This window comes from Paremcibacter congregatus (assembly GCF_006385135.1).
In the GTDB taxonomy this organism is placed as follows: Bacteria; Pseudomonadota; Alphaproteobacteria; order Sphingomonadales; family Emcibacteraceae; genus Paremcibacter; species Paremcibacter congregatus.
On the sequence record NZ_CP041025.1, the window covers coordinates 3,343,357 to 3,356,939 of the forward strand.

Annotated in this window: 17 protein-coding genes; 11 read left to right on the top strand and 6 right to left on the bottom strand. The window is 55.8% G+C overall.

The window, feature by feature from the left end; translation table 11 throughout:
• Positions 1-22: 22 nt before the first annotated feature.
• Positions 23-1,630 carry a carboxyl transferase domain-containing protein gene (locus FIV45_RS14795; protein WP_099470835.1) on the bottom strand — a complete coding sequence of 536 codons (1,608 nt, stop codon included), beginning with the start codon at positions 1,628-1,630 and terminating at the stop codon, positions 23-25.
• A 201-nt stretch (positions 1,631-1,831) separates the two neighbouring features.
• Complete coding sequence (locus FIV45_RS14800) at positions 1,832-2,083, bottom strand: helix-turn-helix domain-containing protein (protein ID WP_099470834.1); 252 nt, start codon at positions 2,081-2,083, stop codon at positions 1,832-1,834.
• A 287-nt stretch (positions 2,084-2,370) separates the two neighbouring features.
• Between FIV45_RS14800 and FIV45_RS14805 the strand changes: the two genes are divergently transcribed.
• The 7 genes from FIV45_RS14805 (at position 2,371) to FIV45_RS14835 (ending at position 6,682) form a co-directional block, all read left to right on the top strand.
• Positions 2,371-2,619, top strand: coding sequence for a hypothetical protein (locus FIV45_RS14805; protein ID WP_099470833.1), 249 nt, complete (start codon positions 2,371-2,373; stop codon positions 2,617-2,619).
• Between the two features lie 121 nt (positions 2,620-2,740).
• Positions 2,741-3,364: a class I SAM-dependent methyltransferase gene (locus FIV45_RS14810; protein ID WP_099470832.1), complete on the top strand. Its 624-nt coding sequence runs from the start codon at positions 2,741-2,743 to the stop codon at positions 3,362-3,364.
• 128 nt (positions 3,365-3,492) lie between these two features.
• Positions 3,493-4,035: an RNA polymerase sigma factor gene (locus tag FIV45_RS14815; RefSeq protein ID WP_099470831.1), complete on the top strand. Its 543-nt coding sequence runs from the start codon at positions 3,493-3,495 to the stop codon at positions 4,033-4,035.
• Position 4,036: 1 nt separating this feature from the next.
• A complete protein-coding gene (locus tag FIV45_RS14820) occupies positions 4,037-4,447 on the top strand; it encodes a DUF6768 family protein (RefSeq protein WP_099470830.1) in 411 nt (136 codons plus the stop codon).
• A 56-nt stretch (positions 4,448-4,503) separates the two neighbouring features.
• Positions 4,504-5,418, top strand: coding sequence for a LysR family transcriptional regulator (locus FIV45_RS14825; RefSeq protein ID WP_204601952.1), 915 nt, complete (start codon positions 4,504-4,506; stop codon positions 5,416-5,418).
• Positions 5,415-6,290, top strand: coding sequence for an AEC family transporter (locus FIV45_RS14830; RefSeq protein ID WP_099470829.1), 876 nt, complete (start codon positions 5,415-5,417; stop codon positions 6,288-6,290). The genes FIV45_RS14825 and FIV45_RS14830 overlap by 4 nt, the downstream gene beginning before the upstream one ends.
• Positions 6,291-6,310: 20 nt before the next feature.
• Positions 6,311-6,682, top strand: a complete 372-nt coding sequence (locus FIV45_RS14835; RefSeq protein WP_099470828.1) for a hypothetical protein — start codon at positions 6,311-6,313, stop codon at positions 6,680-6,682.
• A 4-nt stretch (positions 6,683-6,686) separates the two neighbouring features.
• On the opposite strand, the gene FIV45_RS14840 is transcribed toward FIV45_RS14835, so the two are convergent.
• Complete coding sequence (locus FIV45_RS14840) at positions 6,687-7,328, bottom strand: MBL fold metallo-hydrolase (RefSeq protein ID WP_099470827.1); 642 nt, start codon at positions 7,326-7,328, stop codon at positions 6,687-6,689.
• Between the two features lie 31 nt (positions 7,329-7,359).
• Positions 7,360-7,623, bottom strand: coding sequence for a BolA family protein (locus FIV45_RS14845; protein WP_099470826.1), 264 nt, complete (start codon positions 7,621-7,623; stop codon positions 7,360-7,362).
• A 136-nt stretch (positions 7,624-7,759) separates the two neighbouring features.
• On the opposite strand from FIV45_RS14845, the gene FIV45_RS14850 reads away from it, so the two are divergent.
• Genes FIV45_RS14850 through cobT form a run of 3 tightly spaced genes read left to right on the top strand, consistent with a single transcriptional unit; the run spans position 7,760 to position 11,226 of the window.
• Positions 7,760-8,332, top strand: coding sequence for a J domain-containing protein (locus FIV45_RS14850; protein WP_099470825.1), 573 nt, complete (start codon positions 7,760-7,762; stop codon positions 8,330-8,332).
• Complete coding sequence (gene cobS, locus FIV45_RS14855) at positions 8,329-9,327, top strand: cobaltochelatase subunit CobS (RefSeq protein WP_099470824.1); 999 nt, start codon at positions 8,329-8,331, stop codon at positions 9,325-9,327. Before FIV45_RS14850 ends, cobS begins: the two co-directional genes overlap by 4 nt.
• Before the next feature lie 24 nt (positions 9,328-9,351).
• Positions 9,352-11,226 (top strand): cobaltochelatase subunit CobT, encoded by a 1,875-nt coding sequence (gene cobT, locus FIV45_RS14860; protein ID WP_099470823.1) that lies wholly within the window; start codon positions 9,352-9,354, stop codon positions 11,224-11,226.
• A gap of 34 nt (positions 11,227-11,260) precedes the next feature.
• Here cobT and FIV45_RS14865 read toward each other — a convergent pair whose 3' ends face one another.
• Positions 11,261-11,875: a TetR/AcrR family transcriptional regulator gene (locus tag FIV45_RS14865; protein ID WP_181040088.1), complete on the bottom strand. Its 615-nt coding sequence runs from the start codon at positions 11,873-11,875 to the stop codon at positions 11,261-11,263.
• 139 nt (positions 11,876-12,014) lie between these two features.
• Here FIV45_RS14865 and FIV45_RS14870 point away from each other — a divergent pair, with 139 nt between their 5' ends.
• Positions 12,015-13,097 (top strand): esterase-like activity of phytase family protein, encoded by a 1,083-nt coding sequence (locus tag FIV45_RS14870; protein WP_099470821.1) that lies wholly within the window; start codon positions 12,015-12,017, stop codon positions 13,095-13,097.
• Positions 13,098-13,189: 92 nt separating this feature from the next.
• Here the strand turns inward: FIV45_RS14870 and rpmB are convergent, their stop codons facing one another.
• Complete coding sequence (gene rpmB / locus FIV45_RS14875) at positions 13,190-13,483, bottom strand: 50S ribosomal protein L28 (protein ID WP_099470820.1); 294 nt, start codon at positions 13,481-13,483, stop codon at positions 13,190-13,192.
• Positions 13,484-13,583 lie beyond the last annotated feature (100 nt).

The window sequence follows — 13,583 nt, forward strand, 5'->3', positions numbered from 1 at the left end:
TCTCTCAAAAAATTCGTCAGGATTACATTCTGAACACGCCGTAGGTGGTCGGCCCGAACGGCGCATTGAGGCTCGCCGACAGGCCAAGCCCCAGCACCCGCCGGGTATCTTTCGGATCAATCACCCCGTCATCCCACAGCCGTGCCGAGGCGTAATAGGGATGGCCCTGGGCCTCATATTGGTCCTCGATCGGCTTCTTGAACTGGGCTTCTTCTTCGGCGCTCCAGTCGACGCCCTGCCGCTCAAATCCGTCGCGGCGCACCGTGGCCAGCACATTGGCCGCCTGCTCGCCACCCATCACCGACACCCGGGCGTTGGGCCACATCCACAGGAAGCGCGGATTATAGGCCCGGCCACACATGCCATAGTTGCCCGCCCCGAAGGAGCCGCCGACAATGACGGTGAATTTCGGCACCTGGGCGCAGGACACCGCCGTCACCAGCTTGGCCCCGTCGCGGGCGATGCCGCCGCTTTCGTATTTCTCCCCGACCATAAAGCCGGTGATATTCTGCAGGAAAACCAGTGGGATGCCGCGATGGTTACACAGCTCGACGAAATGCGCGCCCTTCAGGGCCGATTCCGAGAAGATCACGCCATTGTTGGCGACAATCCCCACCGGCATGCCGTAAATATGGGCAAAGCCACAGACGATGGTGGTGCCGTAACGTTTCTTGAATTCATCAAATTCGCTGCCGTCGACAATGCGGGCAATCACCTCGCGCACATCATAAGGGGTCTTCAGGTCCGGCGGCACGACGCCGTGCAGCTCCGCCGGATCATACAGCGGTTCGCAAGGGTCGCGCAGGTCGAGCTGAATGTCTTTCTTGCGGTTGAGATTGCCGACGATGGTGCGGGCGATTTCCAGCGCGTGATTATCGTCCTGGGCCAGATGATCGGCTACGCCGGACACCCGGGTATGCACATCACCACCGCCGAGATCCTCGGCCGTCACCACTTCCCCGGTCGCGGCTTTCACCAGCGGCGGCCCGGCGAGGAAGATGGTGCCCTGTTCCTTGACGATGACATTCTCGTCGCTCATCGCCGGCACGTAAGCGCCGCCAGCGGTGCAGCTGCCCATAACCACGGCGATCTGGGGGATGCCCTTGGCCGACATATTGGCCTGATTATAGAAGATGCGCCCGAAATGATTTTTGTCGGGGAAGACCTCATCCTGGGTCGGCAGGTTGGCGCCGCCGCTGTCGACCAGATAGACGCAGGGCAGGTTATTCTGCTCGGCCACTTCCTGGGCCCGCAGATGTTTCTTCACCGACAGGGGAAAATAGCTGCCGCCCTTGACGGTGGCGTCATTACAGACGATGACGCATTCCTGACCGGCGATGCGGCCGATGCCGGTGATCACCCCGGCGGCCGCCACATCCTTGCTGTACATATCATAGGCCGCGAGCTGGGAGAATTCGAGAAAGGCCGAGCCTTTGTCCAGCAGGCGATTGACCCGGTCCCTCGGCAGCAGCTTGCCGCGCTCCAGATGGCGGGCGCGGTATTTCTCGCCGCCGCCTTGCTCGATCACGGCAATTTTCTGCTGCAGATCGGCCACCAGATCGGCCATGGCCTGTTGATTGGCGAGATATTGCGAAGAGCTCTTGTCGATCGCGGTTGGAAGTATCGTCATGGAAAGCACCCACCCTGAAATTTACATTTCCCGCATCATAGCCGAAATAACCTCATAGACAAAATCACTTGTTTTTATCGAACACATAGATAATTTCTATGATAAGGAAGGGGCAGCAGGAGAAACCCAAAATGAAAAGCAGAATATTCCTGATCAGTCTCATCGCGCATACCCCCATAACATTGCGTTTTCGATATATACCTATTTCTGAAGCCCCAACCGCACCCCGGCCCCGCGCCCTTCATCGGGGAGAAACTCTATGCCTGCTTCGGTGAAGGCCCGTTCTATGGCCTGAAGCGTGACGAGATTGGCAGATATCTTCCCCGTCATCTTCTCCAACCGCTTAATGGTCGCCAGCGATACACCGGATTTTTCTGTCAGAACGGCCTGTTCCCAGCGCAACATGGCGCGCGCCGCGCGTATTTGAGCAGAAGTCAAATGACCTGTCTTCATTAAAGTGACCCTTCAGGTACCATAAAAGCCATTAAGTATTGCATATCTTCACAACTTATACTATACTGTAGGAACTATTACAAAGAACGCAAGAATTTCCCTGTATAGAGTAGAACAGGCCATAAAGGTGCAGCAACACCCTCATGGCCCTGACCACATCACCCTAACCAGGAGGCTGACATGGCTACCCCACGTTTTAGCATAATTTACCCCCCTTTGTATCCCAACATCTTGTTTCCCCGTAAAAAATCCGCCACCTGTCACAGGACACACGGGGGAGAGGGCGCATGAACGAGGACACCCCGCCCCTGCCCGCGCCTTCGCGGGAGGCATTGCAGAGCGCCCTGCGCCATCTGGAAGGCACCTGTTCGGAACTGTATACTATTGCCGATATCCTCTGTTCCCTGACCGATCTCACCGCCGGGCAGGCCAGCAGCTGCGAATTCGCCCTGATGGCCCAATTCCTGACGGAGCGCACCGCCACGATCGAAGGAATTTATGATGTGATGTACGACAGCCTCGACGATAAACCGTAATCCTCCGCCGGTCCTGTCGGCCTCATCGCAGAAACAAAACTCTTCACCGCAGGGATATTGCCCGCCGCCCGACCCTCATTTAGGATAGCCTTGACCACAACTTCATTTCAAAGGGGGCTTCATGACGGACAACGCGAAATTCTGGGACAAACACGCCAAGGGCTACGCCAAATCACGCGTCAAGAATATGGCCGCCTATCAGACCACGCTCGACCGCAGCAAGGCGCATCTTTCCCCGGAAGACCAGGTGCTTGAGATCGGCTGCGGCACCGGCACCACCGCCCTGAAACTCGCGGGCAGCGTCGCCGGGATCACCGGGACCGATATCTCGGCCAACATGATTGACATCGCACAAGACAAAGCCCGGGCGGAGGGGGTGGAAAATGTCACCTTCTTTCAGGCAGACCTGTTCGACAAGAGATTGACGCCCGGATCTTTCGATGTGATCCTGGCCTATAATGTGCTGCATCTGCTGGCAGATACCCCGGTGGCTCTCGACCGTATTCAGACGTTGTTAAAACCAAAGGGTCGGCTTATTTGCAAGACCCCCTGCCTCGGGGAAATGAATATTTTTGTCAGGGCGCTGGTCCCCGTCCTGATGAAGCTCGGGCTTGCGCCCTCCCCGGTTCAGTCTTTCAAAAAAGCGGCCCTGGAAGATCATATTGCCAAGGCCGGTTTTGAAATTGTGGAAACCGGGCTCTATCCCGCGCCGGCGAGCTTTTTTGTCGTCGCCAGACAGCCGTAACGCTGCCCCCCGGTCAGAAGGCCGGGCCCCGCCCTTCCCTGATCTCACATCCGACGGCGAAAAAAACTGAACCTGCCGGGGATCAAAACCGACTATAGTCAGGACCGTAAAATAAATTCAGGGCCGTCATGACGTCACGTACACCACAACAGATTTACACCGAATGGCTGGTTCTGCGCTGTCAGGACCGGGAAGAAGAGGCCTTCGCGGCGCTCTATCGCCTGTGGTCGCCAAAACTGTTGCGCCATATTCGCCAGTTGATCCGGGCGGAAGACGCGGCCCGCGACGTCCTACAGGACGGCTGGATCGCGATTATTCGCGGCATCGGGAAATTGCGCGATCCGGCGACTTTCCCGGCCTGGGCTTACCGGATCATGACCAATAAATCCCGCGACTGGCAGCGCAAACATATCCGCGAGGAACGGCGGGACAGCGAAGCCATGGAAACCGAGGAGCTTGCCCCCGCGCCCGCCCCGCAGGATCAAACCGATCTCGTGCGCCGAGCTGTGGACAGGCTAACCCCGGACCAGCAAAAGCTCATTCAATTGTTCTATTACGCGGAACTGGAACTCACGGAGATCGCCGCGACGCTGCAGATTCCGGCGGGCACCGTCAAATCCCGACTGTTCACCGCCCGCAAAAAACTCAAATTTATACTGGAAAGGATGTAACATGTCCCCTTCTGATGACAAAAGAACCCCCGATCAGAAAATATTTGATGATATTTTTCGAAAAGGGTTCCTTCATGACAAAAACGAAGCAGATAAAAGCATTAGCGACCGCGCCATTGCCTTGTTGGGAACAAAGTCTCGGGCAGTTTATCTTGCTCTTATCATTCCCTATGTAATCTTCACTGGGGTCACTTTGTGGGTGGTTTATAAGTTCTTTTGGGCTTATTTGTCCGCGGCAGACATCAGAACCCTTGTATTCTGGGGCGCAAGCGCCGTTCTGTGCGGCCTGGTGATTGTCGGCACGGAACTGTGGTTCTGGATGGAGATGAACCGCAACAGCCTGCTGCGGGAAGTGAAACGCCTGGAACTGCAGGTCAGTCTTTTACGGGAAGAGAATAAACCTGACGCTTGATCCGGCTTTTCAATAGATATATTCTATCTCAAACTGATTTTGAGTAGAACCTGTCTATGATTGAACTGTATCAGCTGAAATATTTCCTCGCCGTGGTCGAGACCGGCAGTTTCACCAAGGCGGCCGAGCGGGTTTATGTCACCCAGCCCACCCTGTCGGCCGGCATCAAGAAACTGGAAAGCGGCCTCGGCACCATCCTGTTTGACCGGTCCGGCAAGCGGGTGTTCCTGACCGAGAATGGCACCCGTTTTGTGGAACGCGCCAAGGCGGTGCTGCATCAGCTGAACCTCGCCGAGAGCGCCATGCGCAGCGAAGATACGCCGAAACTGCTGCGCCTCGGCCTGCTGATGACCATCCCGAGCCACACCATTCAGCAGATCCTGCAACCTTTTCAGCGCCAGGAAGCCGGGCTGGTGATTGAACTGTTCGAAGGTACGGAGCAGGAAATCCAGAACCGGCTTGATGAAGGCCGTATTGATCTGGCTCTGTCAATTCTGCGACCAGGGCGGCGACAGGACTCGGTATCGCTGTATCATGAACCCTATTCTCTCGCGCTCGCCAGTCATCATCCCCTGGCCGCCGCCCGCACCATTGATCCGATCCAGCTCGCCAATGAACCGACCATTGTCCGCTCCCGCTGCGAAGTATTGAGCGAAACCAGCCGGTTCTTCACCAGCCATAATGTGCGACCGCGTCTGGTTTATCGCACGGCCCAGGACGAGCGCGCCCTGGCCATGGTCGCCGCCGGGGTCGGCTTCACCACCATGCCGGACCATTACCGGGCCGAGGGCATCGTCCGCCGTCCCATGACCGGCTACAATTTCACCCGGGAAATCGGCCTGATGTGGGGGGATCAGCACGCCAGTCCTGAAAAGGATGCTCTGCTGCAGCGGTTTGTCGCCGCGACCCAGGACACGTTGCCCGACATCATTTATCCATCCGAAAGCCTGTATCAGAAAGCGCCCCTATGATCGCCGAGTTGTTTAATGTTGTCGCCCCGGTATTTATGATTGCCGCCATCGGATTTCTCTGGGTTCGGCGGGGCTATGAATTCCCGACGGAGTTCGTCACCCGGATGAACATGAATATCGGCGCGCCCTGTCTGGTGTTCAGTGGCATCATGAAGCTCGGCGGCGGCCTGACAGAGGCCGTCGGTTTTCTCACCGCTTCTCTTGTATCGATCCTTGCGCTTCTGCTGGTCAGCGCCCTGTTCGCGGTAATTTTCCGCCTGCCGAAACGCGCCTATATCGTGTCCCTGTTTTCGACCAATTCCGGCAATATGGGCCTGCCGTTGTGCCTGTTTGCCTTTGGCGAGCAGGGCATGGCGCTGGCGATCGCCTATTTCACCGTCAGCGTGGTGTTTCAGTTCACCGTGGCACTGTTTATCTCCCACGGTCAGCTCACCGCAGGAAGCCTGACCCGCATCACCATGCTCTATGGCATCGCCGGGGCCCTGGTCTTCAACCTCGGCGACATTCCGCCGCCCACCTGGCTGATGAACACCACCAGCCTGCTCGGTGGGGTGACCATTCCGCTGATGCTTCTGACCCTCGGCGCGTCCCTGGCGCGATTGAAACTGGAAAAATCCGGCAAACTGGTCCTGATTTCGGGGTTCAAGCTCGCCATGGGGGTGTCAGTGGGGCTTCTCGTCACCTCATTGTTCGGCCTGACCGGGCTGGAGCGCAATGTGCTGATCCTGCAGAACAGCATGCCAGTGGCGGTGTTCAGCTATCTGCTGGCCAGCCAGTATAACCGCAGCCCGGACGAGGTCGCGAGCCTGATCTTCATCACCACCCTGATGTCGCTGATCACCGTGCCGCTGATGCTAACCTATTTATTTTGATTATTTAAGAAGGGGATGAAATGTCGACGCATTGGAAGTTGAAAGTTTGGTACTGGTTGTCCTTGTGCAAGAGGGGCGTCATCGCTCTCGCCGGATTTTTGGGATTCATAGGCATTGCCCTCCTCTTAATATATTCAATGAAGCTAGAACCCAAGGGAGATGCCATTTCCACACTCGGCATACTCACCAAAGCCCACTATTATCAAAGTGATGAAGGTTCGAAACTCAACATGTGGACCCTTGAACTCCCTGACAAAACGACGATCTCGATCCCGCACACCCGTTGGTGGACCATAAAAGAGGGAGATTGTGTCGCCATCACCTATCGTGAGGCAAAATGGACAAAAAGAAACGTCGTAGATTCCCTCAAAAAATCAACCCTCTGTCAATAACACCTCACGCCCCGTCACGGACGAAGGGATTTGTCGCGCGTTCCTGACCGAAGGTGGAGACCGGACCGTGGCCAGAGACAAAGGTCGTGTCATCGCCCAGGGGCCAGAGCTGTTCGCGGATCGACTTCAACAGGGTCGCATGATCGCCACGCGGAAAGTCGGTGCGGCCGATGGAGCCGTGAAACAGCACATCACCCACTTGGGCGAATTTTGCTTCCTTGTTGTGAAAGATCACATGGCCGGGGGTATGGCCGGGGCAATAGTATACATCAAGTGTTACATTGCCGACCATGACCTGATCGCCGCCCTCCAGCCACTGATCCGGATTGAAGGATCGGCCCACCGGAATGCCGTACGTGCGGCAATTGTCCGGGATCTGGTCAATCCAGAATTTATCTTCCTTCTGCGGCCCGATAATCGGAATATGCAACCGTTCGGCAAGCTCCGCCGCGCCGCCCGCATGGTCGAGATGGCCGTGGGTGATGAGGATTTTCTCCACCTCCACCCCTTGCGCCTTGATGGCGTCGAGAATCACATCCACCTCGCCCCCGGCGTCGACCACAGCGCCCTTCATGGTTTCATCGCACCACAGCAGGGTGCAATTCTGCTGAAAAGGCGTCACGGGAATGATCTTGGCTTTAAGCATGGCGAATCTCTTTCTTGTTATTCCGGCTTTATTATTCCGGCGCGCGGGCGTCAAGGGACAGGGCGTGCACCGGGCCGGCGAGTTCGTCTTTCAGCACCCGGTAGATGTCCCGCTGACGGGCAACACGATTCTTGCCTACAAAATCGGGCGAGACCACCAGCAGTTTGAAATGGCTGTTGCCATGGCCCGGCGAACCGGCATGCCCGGCATGTTTGTGAGATTCATTTTCAAGCTGAAAATCCGTTACATCGAAAGCTGCACGTATTTTCTGCTCTATGGTTTCCGCTACTGTCATTTTCACTACCCTTGTCAATTACCCCCTTTAATTAATCTATTTACCGTAGTATTTAAAGGGCTGTGAGTGAATTAATGCGAAAGGCCGCCCCATTCCCCAAAGTCCGAAACGCAAAAAACCGGTCAATCTGGACCGGTTGACCCTGAAACCGACCGTCAGCCTGCGCCCCTGCGACGCCGATCAATGTGCGGAAGAAGGACTGTTCCGCGCGCCGAAAGAACCTCATAACCTGAATGATTTCTACTATTTCTGCAAACCCCATGCCCGGGCCTACAACGAGCAATGGGATTTTTTCAGCAATATGACCGCCGATGAAATTCAGAAGTATCAAAAATCCAGTCGCACCTGGCATCGCCCGACATGGATGTCCGGCGCAAGCCCGACCAGAGAAGGCGCCGCCAACCCGGATATTCATGACCCCGCCGGCCTGTTTCGCGCCGCCGGTTTTGGCGCCTTTTATGCACAGGATCTGCGTAAAAAGGCCCCAAAAAGCCTATACTCACGTAAAACCATTGCCAACTTACGGATTCTGGGGCTTGACGAAACGGCCACAATGAACGACATAAAGGAATGCTATAAAAAGCTGGTCAAAACATACCACCCGGACAAGACCGGCAGCGACCGGAAATCGGAAGAAAAATTCAAGATCATCACCGCCGCTTATCAGGACATACTAAAACAGATACGAAAAGACGGAACCACATCATGACGAAAACGGAAACCACCGCCCCCAATTATGACATGCCCGACATTGAGGTCAATGTCCGGCAGATCTTTGGGATCGACAGTGATATGCAGGTTCCGGGATTTGCCGAGCCTAATGAACATGTGCCGGAAATCGATTCCACTTACATCTTTGACCATGACACCACCCTCGCCCTGCTGGCCGGATTTGCTTTTAATCGCCGGGTGATGGTGCAGGGCTATCACGGCACCGGCAAGTCCACCCATATCGAACAGGTCGCCGCCCGGCTCAACTGGCCTTGTGTGCGGGTCAATCTGGACAGTCACATCAGCCGTATTGATCTGGTGGGCAAAGACGCCATCGTGCTTCAGGACGGCGTGCAGATCACCGAATTTCAGGAAGGCATCCTGCCCTGGGCGCTGCAAAGCCCGACCGCTCTGGTGTTTGATGAATATGACGCCGGACGTCCCGATGTGATGTTCGTCATCCAGCGGGTGCTGGAAGTATCCGGCAAGCTGACCCTGCTTGACCAGAATAAAGTGATCCACCCGCACCCGGCTTTCCGCCTGTTTTCCACCACCAACACCATTGGTCTGGGTGATACGTCCGGCCTTTACCACGGCACCCAGCAGATCAACCAGGGCCAGATGGACCGCTGGAACATCGTCACGACGCTGAATTATCTCGCCCATGAGGTGGAAGAAAATATCGTCAGCGCCAAACTACCGAGCCTTCAGACCAAGGAAGGTCAGACCCTGATCCGCCAGATGGTGCAGGTCGCCGACCTGAGCCGCAGCGGCTTTATCAACGGCGATATTTCCACCGTCATGAGCCCCCGCACCGTGCTGACCTGGGCGGAAAACGCCGAAATCTTCAAGGATGTCGCCTTCGCTTTCCGGGTCACCTTTCTCAATAAATGTGACGAGCTTGAACGCCCGGTGGTCGCGGAATATTACCAGCGCTGTTTCGGAGAAGACCTGCCGGAAGCGGCCATCTCCCCCGTGGTGCAACGCAGCTAAGCGATTACAGGCAGCAGACCCCTTATGACCAGAAAAGCCAGCCATAAACTCGATCAGTTCAAGCACGCCGTGACCAGCACGGTGCGGGCCATGGCCCATGCGCCGGAGCTGGAAGTGAGCTTTGGCGCGAAAAAGGTCGATATCTCCGGCACCTCCAGCCGCCTGCCGATGCTGTCGGTGGATCTGCCGGCCAAAGAAGTCGCCCGGGTGCGCGGGGTCGCCGACGCCCATGCCCTGCGCCTGCGGCATCACAACCCGAAACTGCACATGAAATATCAGCCCGGTGGTACCATGGCCCAAGCGGTCTTTGAGGCCGTCGAACAGGCCCGGGTCGAGGCCATTGGCGCCAACCATATGCCGGGCGTGGCGCAAAATCTTGCCGCCACACTGGAAGATCATTACCACCAACAACATCTGCACTTGCCTGAAAATCCGATGGACACACCGGAAGACACCCCTTATGGCGACATCCTGCGTCTGTTGGTGCGCGAACGTCTGACCCACGCCCATCCGCCCGAAACCGCCGGAGAAGCCGTAAATCAATTGCGCACCCACATTGAAGCCAAAACCGCCCGCCATCTTGACGCATTGAGCCAGTGTCTCGAAGACCAAGAGGCGTTTAGCCGTCTGAGCCGTAAAATCATCGCTGATCTTGAGCTGGCGGAAGATTTTATCGGCGATGATGCGGATCAGGATTCCGCCCCTCAGGACAGCCCCGACGATCAAGAGGGAGACGATGAAGACAGCGACGGCGCGCAGGACGGCACCGACGAGAGCGGCGAAAGCGAAGAAGGCGACGACCCGTCCGACAGCAGCGACGGCGCCAGCCAGGCCGGTGAAAGCGGTACAGAACTGAACGAACAAATGATCGATGACATGATGGCCGAGGAAAGCATGGCCAAGGCCCGGACCGAGTTCAACCCCAATGACCTCGCCACCGATCAGGCCCAAGGGCCGCAATACAGGGTCTATACCACCCGGTATGACGAGATCATCGGCGCAGAAGACCTGTGCGATCCGGAAGAACTCGCCTTCCTGCGGCGCAATCTTGATCAACAATTAAGTGGTCTGCACGGGGTGATTTCAAAACTCGCCAACCGGCTGCAACGCATGCTGATGGCGCAGCAGATGCGGTCCTGGGACTTTGACCTGGAAGAAGGCATGCTCGACACCAGCCGCCTGACCCGGGTCGTGACCAACCCGCTGCACGCCCTGTCCTTCAAGGTGGAAAACGAGACCGACTTCAAGGATACGGCAGTGACCCTGCTGATTGACAATTCCGGCTCCATGCGCGGCCGCCCGATCACCATCGCCGCCATGTGCGCCGACATTCTCGCCCGTACTTTGGAGCGTTGCGGCGTCAAAGTCGAAATCCTCGGCTTCACCACCCGGGCGTGGAAGGGCGGCAAAAGCCGGGCCGACTGGCTGGAAAATGGCAAACCCGCCAACCCGGGACGCCTTAACGATCTGCGGCATATCATTTACAAGACCGCCGACGCCCCCTGGCGGCGCACCCGCAATAACCTCGGGCTGATGCTGCGCGAAGGGTTGTTGAAAGAAAATATCGACGGCGAGTCCCTGCTCTGGGCCCATAGCCGCCTGGTCAACCGTACGGAAGAGCGCCGCATTCTGATGGTGATTTCCGACGGCGCGCCGGTGGATGACAGCACTCTGTCAACCAACAGCGCCAATTATCTTGAGGATCATCTACGGTCGGTGATTGGCTGGATAGAAAAACGCTCGCCCGTCGAGCTGCTCGCCATCGGCATCGGCCATGACGTGACCCGCTACTATCAAAACGCCATCACCATTATGGATGCCGATCAGCTTGGCGGGGCCATCACCGAACAGCTGTCAGATTTGTTTGAAAGTAAAAGCCGGTCGCGGAGAAAACCATAACCCGACCAAAGATTGCGGCCTGGCCCGATCTTTATTACATGGAGCGAATCCAGGATTTCAACTGAATTATCTGGCTGCGGATCAGCCGCGTGTCACCGGTAACCTGCGCCATGATAATAATGCCATGCAGCGCACTGACCAGCCGTTCCGGCTGATCGGAGACTTCCGCCACCCGGGTGATCAGCACAAATTGTTGTTTGGTCCAGTTCAAACGATGCTGCAGCAATTTTGCCGCATGATCCGCCAGGGCCGCGTTGCCCCGCTTGACATCCATATACAGATTTGTCATCGGACAGCCTTCTTTGATCAGATTTTCGGCGTCCGCGGAAAAACTGTCAAGATACAGGCTCAGACGTTGGCGGGGATTGCTCTCACGAGAAAAGCCTTCAAAGGCATCGGCCTGCTGATCAAGATAGTCAGATATCACCGCATGGCAAATGTCTTCCAGATCAGGGAAATAATCCTTGATCTGCTGGGCGCTAATTCCCATAGCCTTGGCGATATCACTGTACGTCGTTTTACCAAACCCCTGGGCCTGAAACAGGCGCCGGGCCACCTGGACCACAATATGTTTTTGATGGCGGTCTTCCCGGGCTTCATTCCCGTCACCAGAAGAGATATCAATCATTTCGGCTGTCTCTGCACGCACATCTTTATCTTCTAATTGTTGAGCTTCTTCTCGAATCGTCCCCATTTTTCCACCATATTGTTAACATATTGTTATGACAAACATCACTTTTGATGTAGTGATAAACACGCCTGTAACTCAAATAGCGTATGATTGACTTATGAAGACGATATCCTTACGGCCTGCGGCCGCCCTATTCGCCCTCTGCATGGCATCGACTGCACTGATCAGCGGCATGCCCGCCTTTGCCGCTGCCAGCGCGACAACGCCGCCGCCCGAAAAAGTCAAACTTCCAGAAGCCTCGACGGAAATCGTTCCTCTGACTACAAACGCCATCCCTTTGAGCCATAATGATAAAAACCTTGTTCAGGTGGGAAAACTACACTATATGGGCGGCTTAAAAATCACCAGCACCACCAGCCATTTTGGCGGCATATCCGGCTTTGAAGTCAGCCGTGACGGCCGTCAGTTGCTCGGCATATCTGACAGCAGCCGCTGGTGGATCGCCGATATTGAATATGATCAGAAAGACCGTCTGGTCGACTTGAAAAACGGTCGCATGGCCAAACTTAAAAATATAAAAGACCAAAAAGAATCTTTCGCCCAGGATGCCGAAGCCGTCACCGCAGTCGCCGGCGCCGGTTATGTTGTGTCCTTTGAAAGCCCGCACAGTCTGCAATATTTTCAGGCGCAAAAGCCAGATCACTATGCCTCTCTTCTGACCGCGGACGCCCAGAAAATTTCTTTCGCCCCCGACCTGCCAGAATCCTATGCCACCCTTCCGGCCAATCAGGGCATCGAAGCCCTGACCACCCTGGCCGACGGACGCATGCTGGCCTTCTCTGAAAATACTGTCCCCCATGGGGAGCGCACTCTGGCCCAGGGATGGCTTATCGGACACGGTAAGATTACCGATCTCTCCTATGACATCAACCCGGCTTACAGGCCCACCGACATGGCGACATTGCCCAATGGTGACATCCTGGTGCTGGAGCGGCATTTCTCAATTGCCCAAGGCATGGCCGCCCGCCTGACCCGCCTGCCGGCAATGGCGATCAAAACCGGGGAAATAATCAAAGGCGAGCTGATTGCCGAACTGGCCTTCCCGCTCAATATGGACAATATGGAAGCCTTGGCCGTACGCCAGAATGCCCAGGGTGAGATTTTTGTCTATATCATGTCAGATGATAATTATAACCGGATGCAGCGCAATCTGCTGATGATGTTCCGGCTCGACGGGTAATAACCAAAACCTCTTCCTCCTGATCCCCTCCAGACGCAAAAAAGCCGCTGAAATCTTCAGCGGCTTGACTGCACAAACATGGCGTTTGAAATTTAGGCGGCTTGCGCGGCCAATTTCTGTTTAACCAGTTTCTTCAGGCGACGGGCCTTCAGGGACAGGTTAACGTCACGGGCTTTGACCAGGAAGTTATCCAGACCACCGTTATGCTCAACCGTACGCAGGGCGCTGGTTGAGATTTTCAAAGCAACGGACTGACCGAGCACGTCGCTCAACAGGCTGGCTTTAATCAGGTTAGGCCGGAAAACCCGACGGGTTCTGTTCAGGGCGTGACTGACATTGTTACCGCTCATTACGGCTTTACCGCTTAATTCACATACGCGAGACATAATCTTGTCCTTAATCTTTTAATTTCTTAAACGTTGGCTTCGGTCCGTCACTAGTGAAGATAGAATCAATAGGAGGTCCCTTAAAATATGAAAGCGGTAT